Annotated in this window: 20 protein-coding genes; 14 read left to right on the top strand and 6 right to left on the bottom strand. The window is 33.4% G+C overall.

Going from position 1 to position 24,613, the window contains the following annotated elements; genetic code table 11:
• Positions 1-233: 233 nt before the first annotated feature.
• Positions 234-1,667, bottom strand: coding sequence for a T9SS type A sorting domain-containing protein (locus KCG49_RS07965; RefSeq protein WP_218545682.1), 1,434 nt, complete (start codon positions 1,665-1,667; stop codon positions 234-236).
• Positions 1,668-2,329: 662 nt separating this feature from the next.
• On the opposite strand from KCG49_RS07965, the gene rpiB reads away from it, so the two are divergent.
• From rpiB to KCG49_RS07950, 3 genes are read left to right on the top strand one after another with little or no spacing between them, the layout of a single operon-like run.
• Positions 2,330-2,764 (top strand): ribose 5-phosphate isomerase B, encoded by a 435-nt coding sequence (gene rpiB / locus KCG49_RS07960; protein WP_218545681.1) that lies wholly within the window; start codon positions 2,330-2,332, stop codon positions 2,762-2,764.
• A gap of 23 nt (positions 2,765-2,787) precedes the next feature.
• Entirely contained in the window at positions 2,788-3,702 is a 915-nt protein-coding gene (locus tag KCG49_RS07955; protein WP_218545680.1) for a cation diffusion facilitator family transporter, read from the top strand.
• Between the two features lie 55 nt (positions 3,703-3,757).
• Positions 3,758-4,201, top strand: a complete 444-nt coding sequence (locus KCG49_RS07950) for a GNAT family N-acetyltransferase (RefSeq protein ID WP_218545679.1) — start codon at positions 3,758-3,760, stop codon at positions 4,199-4,201.
• Here the strand turns inward: KCG49_RS07950 and KCG49_RS07945 are convergent.
• The 3 genes from KCG49_RS07945 to rnpA form a co-directional block, all read right to left on the bottom strand.
• Positions 4,198-5,043 carry an OmpA family protein gene (locus KCG49_RS07945; RefSeq protein WP_218545677.1) on the bottom strand — a complete coding sequence of 282 codons (846 nt, stop codon included), beginning with the start codon at positions 5,041-5,043 and terminating at the stop codon, positions 4,198-4,200. The genes KCG49_RS07950 and KCG49_RS07945 overlap by 4 nt on opposite strands.
• A gap of 63 nt (positions 5,044-5,106) precedes the next feature.
• On the bottom strand, positions 5,107-6,741 hold the full coding sequence (locus KCG49_RS07940) for a S41 family peptidase (protein ID WP_218545676.1): 1,635 nt from the start codon (positions 6,739-6,741) through the stop codon (positions 5,107-5,109).
• A gap of 65 nt (positions 6,742-6,806) precedes the next feature.
• Entirely contained in the window at positions 6,807-7,190 is a 384-nt protein-coding gene (gene rnpA, locus KCG49_RS07935) for a ribonuclease P protein component (RefSeq protein ID WP_218545675.1), read from the bottom strand.
• A 143-nt stretch (positions 7,191-7,333) separates the two neighbouring features.
• Here rnpA and KCG49_RS07930 point away from each other — a divergent pair, with 143 nt between their 5' ends.
• Both KCG49_RS07930 and KCG49_RS07925 read left to right on the top strand, forming a co-directional pair.
• The gene (locus KCG49_RS07930; protein WP_218545674.1) at positions 7,334-9,178 is read left to right on the top strand and encodes a glutamate-cysteine ligase family protein; all 1,845 of its coding nucleotides are present in this window, start codon (positions 7,334-7,336) and stop codon (positions 9,176-9,178) included.
• Position 9,179: 1 nt separating this feature from the next.
• A complete protein-coding gene (locus KCG49_RS07925) occupies positions 9,180-10,370 on the top strand; it encodes a succinylglutamate desuccinylase/aspartoacylase family protein (protein WP_256259918.1) in 1,191 nt (396 codons plus the stop codon).
• Here KCG49_RS07925 and KCG49_RS07920 read toward each other — a convergent pair.
• On the bottom strand, positions 10,367-11,176 hold the full coding sequence (locus KCG49_RS07920) for a S24 family peptidase (RefSeq protein ID WP_218545673.1): 810 nt from the start codon (positions 11,174-11,176) through the stop codon (positions 10,367-10,369). The two genes, KCG49_RS07925 and KCG49_RS07920, sit on opposite strands and share 4 nt — an antisense overlap.
• A 346-nt stretch (positions 11,177-11,522) precedes the next feature.
• Between KCG49_RS07920 and KCG49_RS07915 the strand changes: the two genes are divergently transcribed.
• From KCG49_RS07915 to KCG49_RS07875, 9 genes are all read left to right on the top strand, one after another.
• Positions 11,523-15,209: a hypothetical protein gene (locus KCG49_RS07915; RefSeq protein ID WP_218545672.1), complete on the top strand. Its 3,687-nt coding sequence runs from the start codon at positions 11,523-11,525 to the stop codon at positions 15,207-15,209.
• A 113-nt stretch (positions 15,210-15,322) separates the two neighbouring features.
• Positions 15,323-17,617, top strand: coding sequence for a hypothetical protein (locus tag KCG49_RS07910; RefSeq protein WP_218545671.1), 2,295 nt, complete (start codon positions 15,323-15,325; stop codon positions 17,615-17,617).
• Entirely contained in the window at positions 17,614-17,976 is a 363-nt protein-coding gene (locus tag KCG49_RS07905; protein ID WP_218545670.1) for a hypothetical protein, read from the top strand. Before KCG49_RS07910 ends, KCG49_RS07905 begins: the two co-directional genes overlap by 4 nt.
• 132 nt (positions 17,977-18,108) lie before the next feature.
• A complete protein-coding gene (locus KCG49_RS07900; protein WP_218545668.1) occupies positions 18,109-18,609 on the top strand; it encodes an endonuclease V in 501 nt (166 codons plus the stop codon).
• Positions 18,610-19,151: 542 nt separating this feature from the next.
• Complete coding sequence (locus KCG49_RS07895; RefSeq protein ID WP_218545667.1) at positions 19,152-19,586, top strand: TIGR02594 family protein; 435 nt, start codon at positions 19,152-19,154, stop codon at positions 19,584-19,586.
• Complete coding sequence (locus tag KCG49_RS07890; RefSeq protein WP_256259917.1) at positions 19,586-20,023, top strand: phage holin family protein; 438 nt, start codon at positions 19,586-19,588, stop codon at positions 20,021-20,023. The genes KCG49_RS07895 and KCG49_RS07890 overlap by 1 nt, the downstream gene beginning before the upstream one ends.
• The gene (locus tag KCG49_RS07885; protein WP_218545665.1) at positions 20,010-20,423 is read left to right on the top strand and encodes a hypothetical protein; all 414 of its coding nucleotides are present in this window, start codon (positions 20,010-20,012) and stop codon (positions 20,421-20,423) included. Before KCG49_RS07890 ends, KCG49_RS07885 begins: the two co-directional genes overlap by 14 nt.
• 4 nt (positions 20,424-20,427) lie before the next feature.
• Positions 20,428-22,023, top strand: a complete 1,596-nt coding sequence (locus KCG49_RS07880; protein ID WP_218545664.1) for a hypothetical protein — start codon at positions 20,428-20,430, stop codon at positions 22,021-22,023.
• A gap of 122 nt (positions 22,024-22,145) precedes the next feature.
• A complete protein-coding gene (locus tag KCG49_RS07875; protein ID WP_218545663.1) occupies positions 22,146-22,733 on the top strand; it encodes a hypothetical protein in 588 nt (195 codons plus the stop codon).
• Positions 22,734-22,786: 53 nt separating this feature from the next.
• On the opposite strand, the gene KCG49_RS07870 is transcribed toward KCG49_RS07875, so the two are convergent.
• A complete protein-coding gene (locus tag KCG49_RS07870; RefSeq protein WP_218545662.1) occupies positions 22,787-24,583 on the bottom strand; it encodes a M1 family metallopeptidase in 1,797 nt (598 codons plus the stop codon).
• Positions 24,584-24,613 lie beyond the last annotated feature (30 nt).

Genomic DNA, 24,613 nt, shown 5'->3' with positions numbered 1-24,613 from the left:
AAATTGTAATCATTTTATTCCTTTGAAAAAGGAATCTTATTGTTTTGTTACTTAATTCTTAAGGCGAAGAAGGTAAACGTTTTTCACTTCGACTACGCTCAGTGACCACGTTAATAAGATATTAAGTTTGATGCAAAGCTACGGTATTAAATTTTAATAGTGTTTAGATACTGTTAAATAAATGAAAAAGCACTGTGAAATTCACAGTGCTTTTTTTATATTAAATAATTAAACTACTCTATAATAAGCTTTTTAGAGCCTTTTCCTTTAGTGGTTTCTATTTCCACAAGATACATACCAGAAGCTAGTTTTGATATATCTATAATTTTTTCTTTAGAAGTTAATACTTGTTGACCTATGCTATTATATATGTCTACTTTATATAATTCTAAAGAGCTATCTAATTGAATAGAGAATTCATTACTTGTTGGGTTTGGAAATATTTTAATATCTGATTTTTTAAATTTCTCTACTGACAATGCTTCTGTTAAATCAAATGCTCTAACTTGTCCAGAACTTATTGCATTTTCATTATTATCTGGCGCACCAGCTACAACTGTTAATCCATCGTTTGAGATAGCAATACTATATCCAAATTTATCTTCGGAAGCTACACCATTAACTTCATTTCCTATTTGAATCCAAGCATTATTTTCTTTTTTAAAAAAACGTGCTTGCCCAGAATTTACACCATTACCATCGCTTTTATAAGCACCAACAGCAACTACACTTGCATCTCCATTTAGAGCTAAACTAAAACCAAAATTATCATCTTGTTGTATACCTAACATATCATTTCCAACTTGTTGCCATGAATCATTTTGATATTCAAAGACACTAACTCTTCCTGAAATATTCCCATTAACATTATTACCTGGCGCACCAATAGCAATAGACTTACCATCTGAGGATAAACTTAAACTAGATCCAGACTGTTCAACACCAACACCAGGTTGACCCTCAATAGGGTTTCCCATTAAATTCCAATCACTACCTATATATTCATATATTCTTACCTGTCCACTACCAAAGGTATCTGAAATATAACCTACAGCACCTACAGCAAAAATAGTTCCGTCAGCTGATAAATCAATACTAGCGCCAAGTCTATTAAATTGAGCAATACCATTTATAGGACCACCCAATTGTACCCAAGTATTATTTTGAAATTCATAAATACGTGCTTGCCCGGATATATCTCCATTAGCATCACTTTGCATAGCACCAACAGCTATAATGTTTCCATCTGCTGAAATAGCAACAGATCTACCAAATTGTTCAGAAGCTGTAGCACCACTTAATACACCACCAAGTAAAGACCATGTGTTATTTTCATATTTATATACAGATACTCTTCCAGGATTGGTTAGTGTAGTATCTTCTCCAAGTGCACCTACTACAAAAATGGTTCCGTCTGCAGACATATCCATACTAAATCCCATAGCTCCATTATTTTGCGAACCATTAATATCATTTCCTATTTGTATCCAAGAATTATTTATATTTTCATAGACACGTATAATACCAGAGTTAAAAGCAGTACCATCACCAAATTCCGCTCCAACGGCTAAAATATTACCGTTTGCTGATAATGCAACGCTGGATCCTAGTCTATCTGAACTTGTACCTTCAATATCTTGACCTATTTGAATTTGACAAAAATTCATAAGAGGAAATAACATAAAAAATAAAGCAAAATTTTTCATAAAATCTATTTCTTATATAACAATTCTATATAAAAATTACCTACCTAAATTTAGAATTTTAACTTATTAACAGATATATACATATTATCATTTTTCTTTTAAAATTTAAAAAATAAAATAATGGTTATTATAGTGTGTTAATAGGTAGTATAACTTTTTTAGCTTTTATTTTGAAAACCTATAGTTTACATTTTATTACGGTTTAGTTAACATTAAATTTACATGTAATCACTTATAAATCAAGCTAAGTAAACTTCTTGTAAACAACTGTTGATAACTGATGTTAATAGAATAAAATGATATGTTTTTAAAAACATACTGTTAATTTCGTCTTATACGACTATTAATAACTTCCTTGAAAAAAAGGATTAACTAATTAGGTTGTTAAGAATGTATTTTGGTTTAAAAAAATAAATAGATAATCCTAATTTTTCTTTTTAAGACTTGTCAACAGTTATTAACAAGTAATGCATACTACTATCAACTAGGTTTTATTATTTGTAATTTTGTTAAAAGTTAAGTTATTAATCATTTTGTCAAACAAGAGGAACAAGTGACTGAAGATTATTTTATATTTTAAAATTCTTCTATTTACTCTAAGTGGCAGACTAAGAAAATAAGTAATGAATATTTCTATAGGTAACGATCATGCTGGTCCAGAATATAAACAAGCTATTGTGAAGCACTTAGAAGCTAAAGGGCATACCATTACCAATTATGGTACGGACACTTTAGATAGTGTAGATTACCCAGATTTTGTACATCCGGTTGCTAAAGATGTAAATGATAATAAGGTAGATTGTGGTATTTTAATATGTGGAAGTGCTAACGGTGTGGCCATGACAGCCAATAAATATCAAAAGGTTAGGGCAGGAGTGTGTTGGACAAGTGAAATTACAGAGTTAACGCGTTTACATAATAATGCAAATATTATTTGTATACCTGCGCGTTTTACATCCATACCACAAGCCATTAAAATGGTGGATGTATTTTTAAATACAGAGTTTGAAGGTGGTCGTCATCAAAATAGAGTAAATAAGATTCCGTTATCATGTTGATACCAATTTAAAATTGGCATAAAATGAGTCATTCGCACTCGCATAACCACTCTCATACACACGATCTTAACGGTCGTAATTTATTTATTTCTATACTTCTTAACATTGCAATTACTGCAGCACAAGTTATTGGTGGTCTGTTATCTGGTAGTTTAGCTTTATTGAGTGATGCGCTTCATAATTTTAGTGATGTTTTATCGCTAATTATCAGCTTAATTGCAAATAAACTTGTAAAGAAAAAGGCCTCTTTAAAACGAACTTTTGGTTACAAACGCGCTGAGATATTAGCTGCTTTTATTAATGCTGCAACATTAATAATAGTGGCTATTCTACTTATTTTTGAAGCTTTTGAACGTTTTCAAAATCCCCAAGAAATTGAATCGAATCTTGTTATTTGGCTGTCTATTATTGCTATTTTAGGTAATGGTTTTAGCGTTTTATTACTTAGAGGAAATGCAGATGATAACATGAATATGAAAAGTGCTTACCTTCATTTATTAACGGATATGATGGCGAGTGTGGCTGTTTTAATTGGTGGTTTACTGATGAAGTTTTACCAAATCTGGTGGATAGATAGCGTATTAACATTTGCAATAGCAGTTTATTTAATTGTAATGGGTTGGAATTTATTAAAAAACTCGTTTAAGGTACTGATGTTATTTACACCAGAATCTACCTCTGTTGATGCTATTGTTACAGATATTCAAACTATAGATGTTATCAAAAATGTACATCATGTTCACATTTGGCAATTGAATGAAGATGAAATTCATTTAGAAGCACACATAGATTTTAATAAAGACATTACGTTGTCTGAATTTGATTTAATTCTTAATGAAATAGAAGAATTGGTTTACCGTAAATATGAAATTAATCATATTAATATTCAACCGGAATTTGGAAAGTGTGATGCCAAAGATGTTATTGTACAAGATTGATAAATTTATTGATTGTTAAAGAGGTTATTATGCTTGTAATGATAAGTAAAATATTATGCTAGAAATTAAAACCAAAACCTTTCAAGGATTAACTACTAAAGAACTTTACGATCTGCTTCAACTAAGAAGTGAAGTTTTTGTAGTTGAGCAAGATTGCGTGTACCAAGATATTGATGGTAAAGACCAAAAAGCATTACACGTTCTTGCTTATAAAAATGAAATTTTGGTTGGCTACGCCCGTATTTTTAAACCAAACGATTATTTTAAAGAAGCCAGCATCGGTAGAGTATTGGTAAAGCAATCTGAACGAAAATACAAATACGGTTATGCTATTATGAAGGCTTCAATCAAAGTCATTGAAGACTATTATAACGTTTCAGAAATAAGAATTTCTGCCCAAACATACCTCAAACGTTTTTATAATAATTTAGAATTTTTTGAAATAGGCGAGGAGTACCTAGAAGACGGTATTCCACATATAAATATGCTTAAATCTTAGTTAGAAGATTTAGGCTTAATAATTCTGGTGACCACAATCTCAACACGCCTATCTAGTTCTGGCTCACCACCTAAAGGAAACTTTCTTTTTTGCCCTACAAACTTCATCCTGTAACGCTTTACTCCTTTATCAGCCAAATAATCATAAACCGTTTTTGCCCTAGCCAAAGACAGATTTCGTTTTTTAGTTTTACGATCTATAGCATCTCGGGTGCCGTGTGTACAACACACATGACCTTCTATGGTGAAATAGACATCTGTTCGTTTTACAAGAATTTCTGCAATATTATCTAAAACAGCTTTAGATTGTTTAGTGAGGTAACTATAACCCGTTCTAAATAAAATATTTTCTAGTTTAATTTTATCACCTTCTTTAAGTTCGCCACTTAAAAGCTCTTCGGTAGTTTCTTTTTTAGGTTGTTCTACTTTTACTCGAGGAGGATCGTAAGGCTGTACTATAATTTCCACTTTACGATTCAACCCACGGATTTTATAAAGGTCTTTATCATTGACAACATTTAAAAGAATTTCTCCTTTTCCATCCACATTGGTAATAACAGATTCGTCAAACTCATTGTTAGAAAATACTGTTTTTATAGCATCTGCACGTTGTTGAGATAAAACCATGTTATATGAATCGCTACCTCTGTCGTCGCAAAAGCCATAAATAGAAACTTTTTTGATATCCATATTTTCAATTTCAGATAAGAATAGTAAAAGACGGCTTTCTTCAGTCTCTGGGATTTCATATTGGTCTGTGAGAAAGTAAACTTGGTGCTTTATCTCTTTTTGAGCAAAAGCTAGTTGAAAACTAAGAGTTATAAAAAGGAGTAGGGCCTTCATTTGTGTTGAATTTTCTTATAATTATAAAAATTCTATAATTATAAATATAGATAATTTTATGTTCTATCTCAAAATACTAGCATATTGCTTAGGATTATTAAGGATTTCTAAAGCCTTTTTAATCTCTGTATTATTCGCTGTATAATAGTCGTACAAGCCTTCGCTGTAAAAAAAACGTTTTATTATTTCATCAGTTAATAGTGACTTTAATTGCACTTTATTTACATTAATGGCATTAGATTTATAGGTCTGTAATGCATTAGTTAAATTATTTATTTCCGATTTTATTGCACCACTAAGTTCTTCTTCCTTTGCAATAAGAATAGCATCATCTAAAGCTTTTTCAGTTTTAGTTTCAAAATTAAAACCTGTGGTTTTTAAATAAGATTTAAACGCATTAAAATCCGAATCGGATAATTTAAAACTATTTAAATCTTCAACTTTATTTTCATAATAGTATTGTGTTGCAAAGTTGAAAACTAAATTTTCATTCAATATAGCTTTTGTTATTGGTGTTTGTTTAGATAACTTTATTTCTACATCTGGCTGTACTCCTCCACCATCAAAAACATCACGGCCATTACGGGTTTTAAACGCATTGAAGTTTTCTTTTTTTACCCGTGTAGCTTTCCCGTTTTCATCTCTATTCCAGTAATCTAGAGCTTGTATACAACGTCCGGAAGGTGTATAGTATCTCGAAATAGTTATTTTCATCTGAGTACCGTAAGTCAAAGATTTTGGTCTTTGCACCAAACCTTTACCAAAACTACGTGCACCAACCACTACAGCTCTATCCATATCTTGCAAAGCACCAGAGACAATTTCGCTAGCAGAAGCACTTTGTCCATCAATTAAAACCACTAGAGGAATTTCGGTGTCAATAGCATCTCGCTTGGTATAATAGGTCTTATTATATTTTTTAACCTTAGATTTTGTGGTCACCACCAGCTGATTTTTAGGCACAAAAATATTAGTGACATTAACAGCTTCATTTAACAATCCGCCAGGATTTCCCCTTAAATCTAAAACAAGTTGTGTAGCTCCTTGGTTTTTTAGCGCGCGCAATGCACCAAGCGTTTCTACAGAAGCTTTTTCATTAAACTTTCTTAAAACGATATAACCTGTTTTTTCATTAATCATTGAATAGTGGGGAACCGCTTTTATCTCTAGGGATTCTCTAACTATTTTTACGGTATTGGTTTTTCCTTGTCGCTTGTAAGTAACATTAACTTCTGTACCAGCAGCACCTTGAAGAAGATTTGCAGCATCCTCCTTAAAGTCTGAAACCACAACATTGTCCACTTTTATAATTTCGTCACCAGCTTTTAGACCGGCCTTATCAGCAGCATAATTTTTGTACGGTTCTACAATAACCAATTTATCCTCTAAGGTTAATACTTTAGCACCAATACCTGTATAATCACCAGCATTGTTAATTCTTGCAGACTCAACATCTTGTTCGTTAAAAAAACGTGTGTAGGGATCCAAATCATCTAACATACTTTTAATAGCAGTATCCATTAAATCACCAGGATTGGTTTCATCAACATAATTCATGTTGAGTTCTTTAAAGAGTGTAGTAAAGATTTCTATTTGTTTGGCGATTTCAAAAAAATCGTTTTTAAAAGCGGTTGTACTGAAAAACACAACAATCGCTAATGTTGGAATAAGAATTTTTTTATGTAAAAGTTTTTTCATTTGTAAATTTTTTATCGTCCTATTTGGAATCTTCGGTGTTTTTAAAATAAAATCTAAAAAACGCATCAATTTAATGAATCTGAAGTTTTATCGACAAATTTTTTAAACACTCTTTTCATACTGTCATTTAATGCATCAAAAGTTGTTCCATCCTTGCTAAGGTATAAAATCATAAACGCATAAGATGTTGAACTATTGTTAAAGTATAGTGGTTTATTTAGTCTATAAGCCTCCCTTAAGAGTCTTTTAATTCTGTTTCTTGCTACAGCTGTTTTATGAAGTTTTTTACTAACTGAAACCCCAGTCTTTAAAGTGCTGCCATCATCAAAATCAGTTTTTAGATAAACCAAGCGCAACGGATAAACCGTAATTGCCTTACCCTCATTGAATAACTTATCAATGAGTTTTTTACTTTTAAGCTTATCTTTTTTATTGTATTTAAACGACATATAAGGATTGTGTTGCAGGCATAAATTTAGAATAGTATTTTACATTACCAAAGCAACTCAGGAATTGTCCATGATAAAAATCATATTTTAAACCCTTTATTTAGAGTAACTTACAAGAACTAATTAATTTTACCCCTTAAATTATGGGATATTTAGACGTAAAACAACTTAAAAACCCCAAAGATAAGGCATTATATATTCATCATCTTGTTAGAGATCTTGAAGCTTTAGATATAATGCTTAAAAACGATTTAATTGAAAAAGAGCCTATTAGAATTGGTGCAGAACAAGAGTTTTGTGTTACGACCAATCAATTTTTCCCCAATAACAACAACATTGATGTTTTAGAAGCTATTAACGATGAACATTTTACAACAGAAATTGGAAAATACAATCTTGAAATTAACTCAGATCCTTTAGTTTTAAAAGGAAATTGCTTTTCAATATTACAAGACCAACTCAATAAGCTGCTTAAAAAAGCAAAAGAAGCCGCCAAGAAAAATGATTCAAAAATTGTGTTAACAGGCATTCTTCCTACCCTTCGGCTTAAGCATATTTCAGAAAATTATATGACAGATATGCCAAGGTATCACGTATTGAATAATGCTTTAAAGAGTACTAGAAGAGAATGTTTTAATGTGCATATTAAGGGTGTTGATGAGTTAAATTTAATTCACGATAGTGTAATGTTAGAAGCTTGCAACACGAGTTTTCAAACACATTTACAAATTCATCCAGACGAGTTTGTAGAAAAATACAACTGGGCCCAAGCGATTTCTGGACCAGTATTGAGTAGTTGCACCAATTCGCCTATTTTATTTGGTAGAGAACTTTGGGCAGAAACACGAATTGCATTATTTACGCAAAGCATAGACACAAGAGCGAACTCATTTATTTATAATGAAAAACAATCGCGTGTTAGCTTTGGCTCTGATTGGGAAAGTGGCACAGTGACCGATATTTTTAGAGATCATATATCAAGATTTAGAAGTTTATTGACTTCAGACGAGCACGACGATAGTTTAGATAAACTAGAACGTGGAGAAATCCCCAAATTGAAAGCATTACAACTTCACAATGGCACGGTTTACAAATGGAATCGTGTGTGTTATGGTGTTGGTGGCGGAAAACCCCACTTGAGAATAGAATGTCGTTACATACCTTCGGGACCAACATTGTTAGATGAAATTGCCAACATGGTATTTTGGGTGGGTTTAATGCTTGGGCAACCAGAAAAGTATAAAAACATCCGTACTAAAATGGATTTTAAGGACATTAAAAGTAATTTCTTTAAAGCGGCTAGAAACGGAATGGAAACTCAGTTTAATTGGGACGGTAAGTTAATACCTGCCAAAGATTTAATATTAAACGAATTTTTACCTATGGCTTATAATGGTTTACGTAGTATTGAAATAGATGAAGGTGATATTAACAAATACCTTTCAATTATAGAGAAGCGTGCGAGGTCTAACAATGGATCGCAGTGGATGGTAGAAAACTTTAGAAACCTTCAAAAAAACAAAACCAATTTTGAAGCGTTACAGAACATAGCAGCTTTTATGCACAAGCATCAACTCGAAGAAGCTACTGTAGATCAATGGGGAATTTTCGATCCAGATGAAAATTTAAAAATAGATATTAGCCGAATTGTAAAGCACAATATGAATACAAAGATGCTTCTTGTAGATCAAAACGATAGCTTAGAGCTGGTAAGCAATATAATGAAATGGAAAAAGATTCACCATTTACCGGTAATAAACAAGAAAAAGCAACTGACAGGACTACTAACTTGGACAGATTTAATAAAACTTGGCAATAAAGACTTGCACTTACGTGTTAAGGATGTAATGACAAAAGATTTAATTACAATTTCGCAAGAATCACCTTTGAACAAAGCTAAAGCGTTGATGGAGAAACACAGTATCAACTGTTTACCTGTTGTTAGAAATAAGGAATTATTAGGTATTTTAACCTCTAATGATCTATAGAATGATGTATACTGCACTTAAGGTAAATAAAACAAATACAAAACCTCAGAATCGAATTTTTCATCATATTAAAGGTGAAAAACCAGGGGCTACAATCGTTTTTTTTGCAGGTGTACACGGTAATGAATATGCAGGTGTTAGGGCGTTGGATAATGTATTGAAGACCATTAAAACTAAAGATGTTTGTGGGGATATTTATGGTGTTTACGGAAACATGAAAGCGTTAGAAAAAAATAAGCGTTTTCTAAAGTCCGACCTTAATAGAATGTGGACTGCAAAACAATTAAATGCTTTAAAAAATAAGTCCTCTTTAAATGAGGAAGAGCAGGAACAAGAAAATATATTTCGTTTTCTAAGTCAACTTTTAAACACAAATGAAAATCCCTTATATTTTATAGATTTGCACACAACTTCTAGCAAGTCGCTTCCGTTTATTACCATAAACGATGCTTTAATCAACAGAAAGTTTTCGAGTTGTTTTCCTGTACCAATTGTGTTGGGTATTGAAGAGTACTTAGACGGCCCACTTTTAAGCTATCTAAATACTTTGGGCTATGTGTCGCTTGGTTTTGAGGCAGGGCAGCATGTAGACCCAGTTGCCATCTCTAATTGTGAAGCTTTTATTTGTTTAACACTTAAGCATGCCGGACATCTAAAGCTGACAGATGTAGCCAAGCACGAAAATATTCTGAAAAAATCATGCAATAATATCACTTCAATTTTTGAAGTCATTTATAAGCATCACATACAACCTAACCAAGACTTTGAAATGTTAAAAGGCTTTAAAAGCTTTGAAAATATTAAGAAAGGAAGACTGTTGGCAATATCAGATGGTATTGAAATACATTCAAGGTTTAATGCTAAACTTTTTATGCCACTCTATCAGAAATCAGGTAATGATGGATTTTTTATAATAAGACCAATACCAAAATTTTTCTTGAAGCTTTCAGAAATTTTGAGAAACATAAAGGCTGATGGCTTATTAACATTTCTTCCAGGAATTACTTGGCACAACAAAGAAAAAGGTATTTTAAAAGCCAATCTATCTATAACACGATTTATGGCGAAATCTATATTTCATTTATTTGGCTACAGGAATAAACAAATAGATGAGAATCACGTGCTTTTATACAATAGAGAACGTGTTTCTAAAGAAAAGATGTACCAAAATGAGTCGTGGTTTAAGAATTAACTTAAAGCCTTACGCTGCAGCGCACCTTCTAAATCTACAATCTTACTTTCTAATTCATGTAAACGATCGTAAATATCTACAGGTTCTGGCATTTGCTTAGAAGCATACATGGTAACGTACCATACCTCAACAATTTCCTCAGCATTAATTGTATAGGTAGGATAGTTACCGTCCTTATTGTCACTTTTTAAAATTAGCTTATCGCGTTCAGCAATTCTATTGATAACACGCTTTAGGACAATACCATCGTTTTTACTAACAATAATGTAAACCCTGCCATCTTTAATATCCCTTAGGTCTTCAACATATTTACCAAAAACGAGATCACCATCAAAAAATGTTCTAACCATAGAGTTTCCCTTTACCTCAAAACAACGATACGTGCCGTTAGTGAGATGCGGCATGTTAAACGATGGCAAGGTTTCTATGTATTCAGGATCTCCATAACCATCTAAATAACCGGCTCTGGCTTTAACGGGAACATAGACTACATTTTCATCTCCGGTCTGGTTTACGGCAATAACCTGTGGCATTCCCGAATATGTTTGGTTTTTTGTAATATCCGATTTTAGCATTACCGTACTTTTACCAAATAAAAAATCAGGATTGATGTTGAATGTCTCTATAATTGAGTTAAGAACATCGTACCCTGGTTTGGTTTTTTTTCTTGTACCGTCCGATTGCGGCCTACCGTTAACTATACTATCTATAGTGGTTCCAGTAACACCAATACGTTTTGAAAATGAAAAATTGTTAAGGTTAAAATGACTGATTATTGCCGATATTTTTTCGTCGATTCCCTCCATAAGCCGCAAGTTTTTAAATTAAACTTTTTACAAAAAAATTAAAATTATGTTAGTTTATATTTGTAAAATGTTTTATATTTGTAATCTGAATAATTGCTAATATACAAAAAACACTTTAAAATTAAACATTTGTGGTGTTTTAAAAGCAAAATTTCTAGAATTTAAAATCATTTTTACATAAAAAGATAATTTGGCGGTAACATGTTCCAACATTATACGGAATGTGATGAAAGTTTATGTCTTAAGTATTAAGACTTTGTATTAGGGTAAACTGTTAGAAAAGCGAAAAATATAACAGTTCCTAAATAGGAGCTTAATAATTAGTATAAACTTTAAAACAATTAAAATGAGTCAAAACATTAAAAACAACCTATTTAGGTTTGTAACATTGCGAAGTCCACAATTAATAGACGAAAAGGACAAGCAATTAGGCTTTGTATATCATCCACATAAACAGAGTGGAATTTTTTACCCTCCGCTTAATGCCGCATTAGAAGGCGAAAAAAAACAAGCATTAATAGATTCAAAAAACAGTTTCGCTAGTTCTCCTTTACTTTTCGAAAAGAAAGCTGATGTTAAAGAAGTCAATGAAGATCTTTATAACTTTTCATCTTGGTTAATGCGAAACAAAAATGCATTATCATACGCGGAAATTTCCAATAACTTAAATAGCGCAGAGACTTTAGGAGATGAGGATTTGTACCTTGTTTGGGATAATTTAATCTACCAAACCATCGCAAAAAAATCTGTGTATGTTAGAGAGGCATTAATTCAACTATTAATAGCTAATAAGTTTTTAGAGCACTTTAATAAATTTTCAGAAGGCTTATCAGGGGATATTACATTTACGGAAGACCAAGAAAAACAATTTAAACGATTTGCCAATGCAAGCGTTGTAATTTCTAAGGAGTTGTTATTGGAAACTTATAATGATGAACCCGTAAACACAAAAACTAAGCGAGCGGATACAAAACATCAAAAAAGATTAAGCGATTTGCTAACCGCAAAGTACGATAGAGTAGCCCTAAAGAAGCTTACGGGAGAATTAAAGGATCTTCAAAAATCGTATGAGGCCAGTGAAGCTGCCCAGTATAAAACAGCTTTGGACAACCATCAAAAGGATGTAGATCTCATTTTAAATAACGGAACTGTACAATTAGTAGATCAATGGGATGTCGAAAAGCAGGTATACATTCAAGTAGAAAAACTGGTCCATGAGCCGTTACCTGAATTTACATATACAAAGGCTGTTGAGATAGACACTCAAACATTACAAGCAGGGTTATCTGATCTAAGTTATAAATATATTACAGATCACAAACTAGATAATCTTACATCGTATAATGCCATTTTTAAGGAGGTTAAACTCCTTTTAAAGGAAAAGTCGAATAAAGTAGAACAATTGTTGCCTAAGACAAGCAAGTCAGTATTAAAAGGAGGCGTTAACATGCGTCTTGAAGACCCTTTTAATGAAGCATTGTCCAATTTTGGTGATGCAGATTCGATAGCTGCACAAATGATAGAAGATGAGGTTTCCAACGAATATATTCCGCTTTATGTAGCTTCAGAGATCGACCCTAAACAGGCAGATTCATCATCTTGCTATAAAGTTAGCGTTGTAGCAAGCGCATCTCCAAAAACCAAAGAAGGTAATCGAGATTGGAGCTTTGTTCTAGGAGTTACTTATAATGATGAAATTTCAACTATTGCATCTGTACAGCAATCATTAAGTTTTACAAACGACGCTAGTGCTATAACAAGTAGTGCTTTAGGAGTCTTTAGTACATTGCCTAACCACACTAAAGTTCGTTTGTTTGGTGATTTAGGGGATATTACAAAGCCCGATCAAGTGGGCAATCCGATACTAACTGTAACTATTACCTTAACAAACGGTACAGAGTTAGAGCTCACCGAAACCATAGTAATGCTTCCATCACTTAGAAGTCTTAGCGGAGTTAAAGTTTTGGATTTTAGTTGTGAAAGTGAAGAAGAAACACCAGAAGAAAGTGTCTCGACATTTGGTAAAATCTATGGAGTCACCAATTTAGGTATAGCAGATTTTAGACGCGTAGAGCAAGAAGTATGCTGCTATGTACCGGGAGAGGTATCTCATATAGAAAATGTAATGGCCCGTGAGTACAAGGAACGTTCCACAAGAAGTCTAACAAGCTCAGAGTTTACAACAGAACAAACAGATGAACGCGAACGCGAAAACCTTACAGATACTACAAGTACAGAACGTAACGAAATGCAAAGTGAAGTGGCTTCGGTTCTTAATGAGGATCAGTCTCAGAGTTATGGTGGAAATGCCAATGTTTCAGGAGGAAAAGAACCATATAGATTCCAAGTTGGATCGCATTTTGATTCTGCATCTGCAAGCTCTTCATCTAACTCTAATTCACAAGCCCAAACCTATGCCCAAGAAGTTACTGAGCGTGCTATGGAGCGTATTGTACAAAAAACACAAACCAAGCGCACCTCTCGTATCTTAAAAGAGTTTGAAGAGAATACCTCGCATGGATTTGATAATAGAAAAGGCATAGAGCATGTTACGGGAGTATACCGTTGGGTCGATAAAATCTATAAGAATACACTGATTAATTACGGTAAACGTTTAATGTACGAATTTGCTATACCAGAACCCTCTAAGTTTTTCCAAGAAGCCGTTTGGAAAGATATTGACGAAACTGGACAAACAGAAAGTGGCGTTATTTTACCTGAGTTACCTGTACACCCAAACACTTTGGGTTTAACGAGTCCAAGTGTTCTAGCCTTGGAAGACGGAGATAACGAAAAAGGTTATCAGAAGTTAGCGGCTAGATACAATGCCGAGGTTAATACCCAGCCAGCTGAAACGATAATGTTGAGTAAAGCTTTTGATTTGCAGTTTAATTCTCAAGATGACCAAACAAGTTCATTGAGTGATTATTTAGAAATCGAGAGTGGTTACGAAGCTATAAACTGTGCGGTAAAGGGCAGAATTTTTTCTGATTCGGACAATGACAGGAGAGTAGGCAGAATTTCTATTTCTGTAGGGGATAAACAGATCGGAGACATAAATACAAGTGGCACTAGAGAGTTCTTTGATACATCAGAAGACTATTCTCTGGATAATATTAGAGGAGAGCTAGCGGTTTCAGCATCTAGTTACGATATGGCGGCTTGTAGTTTTAACGTTTCAGCTACCTGCGCAAGAACACAAGAATTTTTAGAGCAATGGCAAAACGAAACCTATAACGCCATCATGGAGGCGTATTACGACCGTTTACAAGAGTACAACGATGCTATGCGAGAGTTTGAAGCTAATAATGGTTTAACGCCAGATGCAGAAAAGCTAACGTTTAACCCACTGCAAAACAAAAGTATTATGCTTAGGGAGTTGAAGCGTGTGGCTATTGAGTTGATAATAGACCAAGCAAGAGTCTCTAAAAACAATTACAACACTACAAATCAGGATACGGGAGTTTCCACAGTTAAAAGAACAGAAGCTTTCCAAACCCATGCGTCTACTGTTAAGTTTTTTGAGCAAGCCTTTGATTGGGATATTATGGCCTATGTGTTCTATCCGTATTTCTATGCAGATGAGAAAGATTGGAAAAAGCTCTTTCAGTTACAAGATGCCGCAGACCCATTGTTCCAAGCGTTTTTACAAAGTGGTATGGCACGCACCGTTGTACCGGTAAGACCTGGATTTGAAGATACCGTCAACTGGTATATGACCACTGGGGAAATCTGGAATGGTCAAGGTTTGGTCGTTGACCAAGACGACGATTTATACGTTTCTGTAGCAGAAGAAATGCAAACCGTAGATGGAGTTGTAGAAGGCACTTGGGAAACCCGTTTGCCAACAGCGCTCACTGTTTTACAGGCAGGTTCTATTGGCTTAAAAGTAGAAGGTTTACCATGCAACGATGAATGTGCTCAAGAGCTCTTTGAAAGTGACAAAAGCCCCATTGAACAAACCGACACCTTAATTGGTGGTGAAGACGGAGTGGGCTCAGATTATGTTAGCGAACCGATAACCGTAGAGTAGGTTATTATACACCACGCATTTTACACCTTATTTTAATTAAAACTTATAGCCTTGCTGTTTTATATAAAGCAGCAAGGAGTAAGGTGTATTGTGGTGTTTTAAATGAATGTTTAATGATTAAAAAAGAAGATATGAGTAATAATATATTCAATTTCATTAATCAAGAAATTGACGAACCAACTTTTGAAGATATAAGTTTCAATAATGATATTGAAGAAATTTCAAATGAGGTAGCATTGGAATCACCATTAGGGAATCAGAGCTTTTTTGCTAAACCACCAAAAAGTGAGTTATGGTATGGCTATGTAGATTTTTTTAAAGCCATTGAAAGTTTTGGAGTAGGTTCTCTTAAGGTTTTAGATACAGGGGAAGGTATACTATTGGAAGAAGTTATTGTTAAAGGACGAATAAAGAAGAGAAAATTTAATTATAAAAATTTAGTAGATTCAAATAAAGGTTTTCAAAGTCATTGGGAATTTAATGAAACTGCTTACTCCGGTCGAGCTATTGTTAACAAAAAAGAAGACTATCTAGATGATGATAAAGTATTTTTTAGTTACGAAGGATTAAAAGGAAAGCCTTTTTATGGCTCTACATTTTCAATATATAAACCATACGATGGCGATTCAAATACTGGAAGTATAAATAGACCAAATGTTTCATACCTAAAGAAGAATGCTGCAATACAAATACAGGGTTTGGGTTTTGGAGGCTTTTTAATTCTTCTACAAGGTATGGAGGGTAGAGTAAATGAAGATTACTTAAATGGAGCTTATAAACTTGTGGCAAAACTAATAGAGAAATTTTCAAAAAGTAATACGCGACCATCAGACTATTTACCAATGTTGGCATCTTTAAATGAAAAGATATTACAGTACATAAGTAAAGAGACACTACTAAACTTATGGCTTGAATTTATAAAGATTGAGAACCTTACTAATTTTTATGAAAAGATATTACTAAATCTTCTAATGGGAATATCTAATAAACCAAATTTTAATGCAGATGCTTTTTTAACATATCTATTAACCTCTAAGGTAGATGGGGAAACTCTTTTTCTGAGATTATATAATAAAATGAACGATTGGGGCGGACCAAATAATTTTAGCGGGTTAATTGTTAGGTTAACATTAATATGGATGGACAGTAGTTTTACCAATACAAATAGTCAAGCATTTAAAAACTTTGATAGGCCAGTAAATTTAGCATATAAACAAAAAAAGATACTAGGGTTTCGTTTTGATGATTACAATTTTGACTTTAACAAAAAAGGCCATATAGAAGTAGAAATAGAACCAGGCATAAAAATACCAAACAACTTTATAGGTTCCATATTTATAAATGAAATCTTAGAGAAACAAGAAATTTATCATCCTTTTTTTCCAATTACACTAACAGAATTAGATGAGACAGAAAACGAGGATATAAAACTTGAAACAGAGATCCCATTACCTGCTTTTTACCTAAAAGCTTTTGATGATAAAGGGGTTTGGGAAAATTTTGAAAAAAGTATTTGGTTAGCTGTAGATATCATTACTGTAGCAACTGGAGTAGGAAATCTTTTAAAGTTAAGACACCTGTTGAATCTAAAAACGGCCTATACATATCTAAAACTGGCTTATGGTGTTATGGAAGTAACATCTGGGATTATAGCTATTGCTCTAAACTTTGTTGACAAGTGTGAAGACAAAGAGTTTTGCAATAAATTACGACAATATCTATTTTGGTTCGAAATTTGTACACTAAGTGCAGATGCGCTTACTACAAGGATACTAAGAAAACAAGCTAGACAGGCAAATGATGCGCTTAAGGCTTTTAGAAAAAAAGCAAAGAGCACAAAAAGACAAAAGCAACTAGATGAGTTAGAAACTCATTTGGTTAATATTGCAGAAAATGAAGATGAGCTATTTAGAAAAATAGAAGACATTTTTGATTCATCAGGTGGAAAACTTTTAACAAAAAAGGAATTAAATTTATTAAAAGACTTCTTGTGGCAAAAATACAAAGTGAGAGTTAGGTTAATTGATGTCGACCATAAATTAAAAAACAAATTGAAAGATTGGGACAATCGAAATGTTGTTGGAAGTTTTAGGAAAGGCCCTCCCCCTGAATTATTTTTAAGATCAAATAACGCATCTGAGTTAACAGTATTTCATGAAATGGTGCATTTAAAATATTGGAATGATAAAAGACCTAATATACATTTTGCACAAGAAGAAGTGATTGTTTTTAACGAAATTTGGAAAACAAAAAATAGATGGGCGAATAAGGAAATTTTAGATTCATACAATTATGTTGTAAGAGAGTTAAATAAAAATAAGTTAGATATTGATTTAGATAAATTTATAAATAAGTATCAGGCAGAAATCTTTGAAATAAAAATAAAAACAAATTTAGGTATAAAATGAGATATTCAAAAGAAGAAATTATCGAAAAAGCAAAAACAACTATGGATCAAATAGGTTGGAACTATAATAGAGAAAAGGAAATTACAGCTATTTATGAGCCGAAAGAAAAAGAAATAGAGGAAGCCCGAAAATACATTAATGATGAAAAGATTTTAGAGAAATACATTGAGAATTTGAGAAATTTTTGGACGATAGGGTTCGATTTTGAACCTGAATCTGAAATAGAATATAATAGCATGTTCTTGGAAATAGATGATGATAGCGGTGAACCTTATAGGATTAGTCATAAACAAGCAACTATGAATGTTTTAATAAATGAAGATGGAAAATACTATTTAGATACACACACATCTTCATAAGTAATTAAAAATAAGACAAAGGCTTAGTTCCTAATTAAGGTACTGCCCAAGATAAGTGTTGTAAAAGACAAGCACAAACAAAAGCTGCAACAATTAAATTGCAGCTTTTGTATTTTAATCAAATAAATTGCAATGCTACTAGCAATAGATGTCCATTATAAAGCAACATATGCCAAAACTGTTGGTGTGTTATTTCATTGGGAAAACGAAAACCCTCTGCGCATAATTACTGATATTATTAACGATGTTGCTGACTATGAACCAGGACAGTTTTACAAACGGGAGTTACCTTGTATTTTAGAATTGCTAGAACAGGTCAATCTTAAAAGCATTAAGGCGATTATTGTAGATGGCCATGTTTATGCGAATAATAACAAAACTTATGGTTTAGGTGGGCATTTATGGAAAGCTTTAGATCAAAAGATTCCAGTAATTGGTATCGCTAAAAAGCCCTTTCACAATACAGAACAAGTCTCCATACCTATTTATAGAGGCAAAAGCCAAAATCCGCTCTATGTGTCTTGTATTGGCATGGATGAGCAAGAAGCTTTAACTAAGGTGCAATTACTGCATGGCGACTATCGTATACCCACCATTTTAAAGGTTTTGGATCAGCACACCAAAATGAATTAAGCAAAATCTTCGAATTCAACAGAATTCGTCAATTCGAGTGAATTTTATGAATGATAATGAGTAAAATTTATATCGAGAATAAGAACTTATAAACAAAGCCAGTTCTCGATACAATTTTTGGCATCTTCAATCAAAACCATGTTTGATTTCGATAACCAAAAACCACTCGAACTGACGCTTAAACAAATTACAAAATTTAACATATTTTATTTGCAAAATGTTTGTTTTGTATATGTAATATGTTTATATTTGTATTCGCTTTTCTAACAACGTTTACCGTTAGATACATAAAAATTCGTGTTAAGTAGAAACTGAAAACCTAGATTAATACTTATTCTGGTTAAGAAAACAATACTAAAGTAATCTTTGGTTAGAGTTTGGTCTGCTTAAAATATAAAATCAAACATATGTGATATATGCTGTAATCGAGGCTAACCATTCGCGTTAATTTTTAAAGTGGTTTCCTTTTTTACAAATAGTACAATGTTCTTAAAAGCAACGCACTATTTGTAGTTGCGAGTAATCAATAAAATTTAAAACCAATGCATTTAATTAATAAAGCGCTGTCGGAGTATGGCGTTAAGGAAATTGTTGGCTCCAAAGATAATCGTAGAATCTTAAAATATTTTAATGATATCGGTTTTGATGGTAAAAAATTAAAGGACGAAACCGCCTGGTGCAGTGCTTTTGCGAATTGGGTGGCCAAGACTTCGGGTTACGAATTCTCAGGCAAGCTCAATGCCAGAAGCTGGCTTAGTGTTGGTGGGTCTGTGGTAAATCCAGAGGTAGGTGATGTTGTCGTCTTTTGGCGCGAGTCTCCAGAAAGCTGGAAAGGCCATGTGGCATTTTTTATCAAGCAAACCAAAGGTTATGTCTACGTACTTGGAGGCAATCAAGGTAACAAGGTATGCATAAAAGCTTACCCCAAAAACAGAGTATTAGACTATAAAAGATTAGAAAAACTATGGAAAAACTGATGAAATTTGCGTTTTGGCTATTAACATTATTATCGCCTTTAAATGGTGTGATGGTAACAATGATCTTTTTAATCATTGTAGATTTTATTACAGGATCATATGCTTCATTTAAGAAACGTATTCCTATAAGAGGATCGCGTATAGCACATACAGTTTCTAAATTCTTTATCTACAATTTAGTGATTTTGGCAGCTTATTTTTTAGAAAAGCACATCGTTAACGAAGTCCCTTTTTTAAAGATTATAGTGGGCTTTATAGCCATTGCGGAGATTAAGTCAATTTTAGAAAATTACAATCAAATCTACGGTGTTAACCCTTTTAAGGCTTTAGTAAACTTTATAAAACTGACCCCTTTAAAGAATACCGTTGAAACACTTACCGAAAGTGACCAAAAAGAGAATAAAAATTTAAACACAAACAAAAATGAAACAAAATAAAGAAACCATAAAAAGCTATTTTGAAACTGGCGATAGGCCAACACAAGAGCAATACCATGATACATGGGATTCCTTTTGGCATAAGGATGAATCACAATTTGAGAACCGCGTAGTCAACATAGCGACATCAGGCACTTATGAAGTTGACTTATCATTGGCAAGCAAGTGGCGTTTAACACTCGCTTCAGCGACCGATATTACTTTTATTAATAAGCCAATAGGTGACTCCATAAAAATCATAGAGCTAGAAATCAGTGGTGATAACCCGTTACTGTTTAACGATACTGTATGGTTTGATGAAGATAGCGATAGCTATAATGGCACCAAATGGAATCGCTACACTATTAGCTTAGAAAGCGACATAATTAGAGGATTTGTTAAGAACCTAAATACAGTTTAAAAAGATGTTTAGAAGAACACAATTAATGCAAAAAAAAGATCCATATAAAGACTTTGTTTTTGGGCTGGATCTTGTAAGCAATGGTAGTTTTAATGGAACTACCGATTGGACCTCGATAGGAAGCGAATGGAGCATTGCTAACAACAGTGCTACGTTTAGTGGTGTAAATAATGGTAGTAATAGTATAAAATTAGGGCAAAATATTCCAACTCAAACCTTTGGCACTCAATTTAAAATTGAGTTTGATATTTCGGATATTGAAGTAGGAAAATCAGCTTATTTTTCAATATTAGGTAATTGGAACTCAAGTCCTATGTTTAATCCTTACGACACTTATGAAGAAGGGCATCATGTACTCTTTGTAGATGGGACTTCCTATCCTGAAGATGATTATACAATCTTTGGGATTTCCCCCAGTGTACATGATGGAGGAGGAGGGTTTACCATAAGCAACATCAGTGTTAAGCCTATTATTGAGGGTACAGCACTTTACGGCAGAGAGCTAGTTGAAAATGGGGATTTTTCTAATGGACTAAATGGTTGGGAAATCCAAAGCGGAAGTTTTGATAATTGGCTGATAAATAATGGTAAAGCTGAAAATCAAGGTCTAAGCGATGCTTCATTATTTCAATTGGTAGGTGATAATAAAACCTTATATAAAATAGAATTGGATGCAGAGCTAAATGGAGGAGGATACAGAATTTTAGATACTTATAGTAATAATGTGTTTCTTGCCGATGGACATAATATTATTTTCACAACGCTTCTTAATGGTTATATGCATATCAAACCTACATCAGAAGTATTGGGATCCACCTTTACAAATATTTCAATAAAGGAAGTTATACATATTCCTTTTGTGTCTGAAAACTTAGTTGTTAACGGAGACTTTTCCAATGGTTTGTCAGATTGGTCTACTGGTCATCCCGGTGGGTCGAAAGGTTGGTCAGAAATGAATGAAACAGCGGTATGTTCGACTGCTGCTACAGTTGCCAACAGGAATTTGTTTCAAAGGGTAATGAGTATTGATAGCTTTTATAGTATATCATTTGACATTCTAAGCAATTCAGTATTTATAGATTTATATTATGCATATCATAAGTTTTTGAGAAATTTAGATACAGGGAGTAAAAGGCATTTACTTAAGGCTAATATTAAGGACTTGCTATTTTATGCTGGTATTGACAATGATTGTTCAATTGATAATGTATCATGTAGGCTCGTAAACGTTATACCAAAGGGCGAAAATGTATTATTAAACGGAGATTTTGCGCATCAACATAATTGGATTGGGTTGGTTTCCCCAAGCATTATAATTAGTGATGGTAAAGTTAGTTTTGATACTGATGATAATTCTGGAATATACCAAAATGTACTTATCCAAGGAAAGACCTACAATCTTACTTTTGAGATTTCAGACTATAGCTCAGGGGTGTTTAGCCCATATACATCCTCTACGGGTTATATGACCGACAGGGATGCCAATGGGACTTATTCAGAAACTTTTACGGTAAACAGTAATAATGAAGGGAAATTCTGGTTACGGAGTAAATCTGGATTTAAGGGAAGTATTTCTAACGTAATGTTGAAAGAAGTTTAATCAAGAATTGACAAAAGCTGTTTTTTTAAAAGCCTTCGACCTCTCTAACTGAATTTTAGGAAGCAAAATAAGTTAGAGAGGGAGGCTTTCTTTTATTCAAAATGAAATTAATATCAATAAAAATGAAAACTGAAAAAATCATACTATATATCATTTTAGGACTACTGATTTTTAATTTATTAAAAATGCAGTGTAGTACGCCTAAATCTACAGAAATACCAAAGATATCTATTGTAAGAGATACGATTTGGCAAACCAAAACGGACACTTTTAAAGTGCAGACCACAAATTATAAAACGGTATATGTAAATAAAGATAATGTAAACGAGATAAGTGACACCAAACCAAAAGATACAGAAGATTCAAAAGTGCTTAAAGCCAAAGCTTACAGAGACACATTAAGCAACGATGATATAGACATTTTTAGTTATAACCTTGTTGATGGTAATTTACTCGACAGCCAATTGGGCTATAAACTAAAAGTGCCACGAGAGATCACGGTAACCAAAACTATTGAGCATCCCAAAACATACAAGAGCGGTTTATACCTTTTCTCAGAAGTTGGTGGTAACACAAGTGCTTTTAATAACTTGAGTCTGGGGCTACAGTACAATCGCAAAGGAAAATGGTTTGTGAGCTATAGAACTAATTTCAACGATTTACAGCAGACCACACATAATGTTGGAGTAGGCTTAAGGCTATTTAAATAAAAAAACCTCATCTTTTTCGATGAGGTTTTACCATGCTATTTCTCTGCAAGCGTCTAATCCAAATTAAACATATTATTCTCTCGTTTTACATCTGCCATCATCTGTGAGGCATCAATTTCAACTGATTTTACAGCCTTATTTGCATTGAAAGTATACGTTGGCATTGCCCAAGCCCAATCATCAATGATAGTTGCTGAGGTTGGTTTTTCACCACGCATCATTTGTAGCGGAATGTAAAACGCTTCTTTTGAACCATCGGTATAAGTAACGGACAAATCAATAGGCATTGGCATTAAACCAATACGTTCTAAAGTAATTGACTTACCTTCAACCGACTTTATTCCATAATCGATAGTGTTTGTGGTCTGTCCAAAATCTATTAAATACCAATCTAACTCTAAGTCTGTTACACGTTCTGCCGTACGAACAAAATCTATTGGTTTGGGATGTTTAAATGCAAAATCATTAAAGTATTTCTTTATGGTTTTCTTTAGGTTGTCTTCTCCTACAATATAACCCAATTGTGCCATGAAGACAGCACCTTTGCTATAGGCAGAAACCCCATATACCTGATTATAAGCATAGCGGTCTGCATGTGTTGTTAAAGGTTGCTCGTAACCAGAGTTTGCTAAAGCAATATAGCCTCTGTAGGAACCAGACAGAGGATTATCACTTTTGGTGTTACGAAATTCATTTTCGGCGAGTGTCGAAATGTAACTTGTAAAGCCTTCGTCCATCCACTCATGCTTGGCTTCATTAGTTGCCAATAAAAATTGAAACCAAGTATGTGCCATCTCGTGGGCAGTAACACCCAATAAGCTTCCATAACTACGTTTACCTGTTATCAGTGTGCACATTGCATACTCCATGCCACCATCGCCACCTTGAATAACCGAATATTGATCGTAAGGATATTGTCCTATATTATCACTAAAGTATGTCATTAACTTGGCTGTGTCTGGCTGTAACTTTTTCCAATTTTCAAGATACTCAGGCGCTAAGTCTTTTTTGTAATAGAAATGTAGTGTTGGTCCATTAGGCATTTTTAAAGTATCATGAATAAAATCAGGATCGGCAGCCCAAGTAAAGTCATGGACTTTTGGAGCTTCAAAATGTAATGTTTTTTTACCTCCACCTGCTTTAGATTCGTCTTTTAAATATCCTGTTCCGCCAACTACATAATCTTTGTCAATGGTTAATTTTACATCAAAATCGCCCCAAACACCATGAAATTCCCGCCCTATGTAAGGATCTGCATGCCAGCCTTCGTCATCATATTCTGCTAATTTTGGATACCACTGTGTCATCGACAGAGCTACACCTTCTTTATTATTTCTACCAGAGCGACGAATTTGCACAGGTACTTGCGCATCAAAATCCATATCAAAGGTAACCTTTTCACCAGGTTGAATAGGCTTATTAAGTTTTACCTCTAACACTGTCCCAACAGTTTCGTGCGAAATGGATTTTCCGTTTTGTTTTAAAGAATTTACCTTTATGTAACCTATCTCGCTTGGCTGAAGTTTACTAATACGATCCGCAATCTTAGGACTAGGATCCGCAATGGTACGCGAACGTACATCCATTTCGCTTCCTGGTTGAAAAGCATTAAAATACAAGTGGTAGTAGATGCGGTTCAATACATCGGGTGAGTTATTGGTATAAACCAATTTTTGTTTTCCTTTGTATTGAAAAGTGTTAACATCCATATCAATTTCCATGTCGTAGTCTACATGCTGTTGCCAATGGCAGTCCATTTTTTTCGCAGAAGGACTTTGAGCCATAACTTCCGTAGACCCGCATGAGCACATTAGCACTGAACAAAAAAAGCTAAAAATGAATTTCTTCATAATATTATAGTTTTAGTAATCTGTAATTTG

The sequence above is a fragment of the Winogradskyella luteola genome, from assembly GCF_019203985.1.
In the GTDB taxonomy this organism is placed as follows: domain Bacteria; phylum Bacteroidota; class Bacteroidia; order Flavobacteriales; family Flavobacteriaceae; genus Winogradskyella; species Winogradskyella luteola.
This window is presented reverse-complemented; position numbering and strand designations above follow the sequence as displayed.

Bases quoted from the DNA above. Each gene is read 5' to 3' on its own strand.
- KCG49_RS07895 (WP_218545667.1), top strand. From the start codon at position 19,152: ATGCATTTAATTAATAAAGCGCTGTCGGAGTATGGCGTTAAGGAAATT.
- KCG49_RS07925 (WP_256259918.1), top strand. From the start codon at position 9,180: ATGATGTATACTGCACTTAAGGTAAATAAAACAAATACAAAACCTCAG.
- KCG49_RS07885 (WP_218545665.1), top strand. From the start codon at position 20,010: ATGAAACAAAATAAAGAAACCATAAAAAGCTATTTTGAAACTGGCGAT.
- KCG49_RS07890 (WP_256259917.1), top strand. From the start codon at position 19,586: ATGAAATTTGCGTTTTGGCTATTAACATTATTATCGCCTTTAAATGGT.
- KCG49_RS07870 (WP_218545662.1), bottom strand. From the start codon at position 24,583: ATGAAGAAATTCATTTTTAGCTTTTTTTGTTCAGTGCTAATGTGCTCA.
- KCG49_RS07950 (WP_218545679.1), top strand. From the start codon at position 3,758: ATGCTAGAAATTAAAACCAAAACCTTTCAAGGATTAACTACTAAAGAA.
- KCG49_RS07920 (WP_218545673.1), bottom strand. From the start codon at position 11,176: ATGGAGGGAATCGACGAAAAAATATCGGCAATAATCAGTCATTTTAAC.
- rnpA (WP_218545675.1), bottom strand. From the start codon at position 7,190: ATGTCGTTTAAATACAATAAAAAAGATAAGCTTAAAAGTAAAAAACTC.
- KCG49_RS07875 (WP_218545663.1), top strand. From the start codon at position 22,146: ATGAAAACTGAAAAAATCATACTATATATCATTTTAGGACTACTGATT.
- KCG49_RS07905 (WP_218545670.1), top strand. From the start codon at position 17,614: ATGAGATATTCAAAAGAAGAAATTATCGAAAAAGCAAAAACAACTATG.
- KCG49_RS07955 (WP_218545680.1), top strand. From the start codon at position 2,788: ATGAGTCATTCGCACTCGCATAACCACTCTCATACACACGATCTTAAC.
- KCG49_RS07910 (WP_218545671.1), top strand. From the start codon at position 15,323: ATGATTAAAAAAGAAGATATGAGTAATAATATATTCAATTTCATTAAT.
- KCG49_RS07880 (WP_218545664.1), top strand. From the start codon at position 20,428: ATGTTTAGAAGAACACAATTAATGCAAAAAAAAGATCCATATAAAGAC.
- rpiB (WP_218545681.1), top strand. From the start codon at position 2,330: ATGAATATTTCTATAGGTAACGATCATGCTGGTCCAGAATATAAACAA.
- KCG49_RS07945 (WP_218545677.1), bottom strand. From the start codon at position 5,043: ATGAAGGCCCTACTCCTTTTTATAACTCTTAGTTTTCAACTAGCTTTT.
- KCG49_RS07930 (WP_218545674.1), top strand. From the start codon at position 7,334: ATGGGATATTTAGACGTAAAACAACTTAAAAACCCCAAAGATAAGGCA.
- KCG49_RS07900 (WP_218545668.1), top strand. From the start codon at position 18,109: ATGCTACTAGCAATAGATGTCCATTATAAAGCAACATATGCCAAAACT.
- KCG49_RS07940 (WP_218545676.1), bottom strand. From the start codon at position 6,741: ATGAAAAAACTTTTACATAAAAAAATTCTTATTCCAACATTAGCGATT.
- KCG49_RS07915 (WP_218545672.1), top strand. From the start codon at position 11,523: ATGAGTCAAAACATTAAAAACAACCTATTTAGGTTTGTAACATTGCGA.
- KCG49_RS07965 (WP_218545682.1), bottom strand. From the start codon at position 1,667: ATGAATTTTTGTCAAATTCAAATAGGTCAAGATATTGAAGGTACAAGT.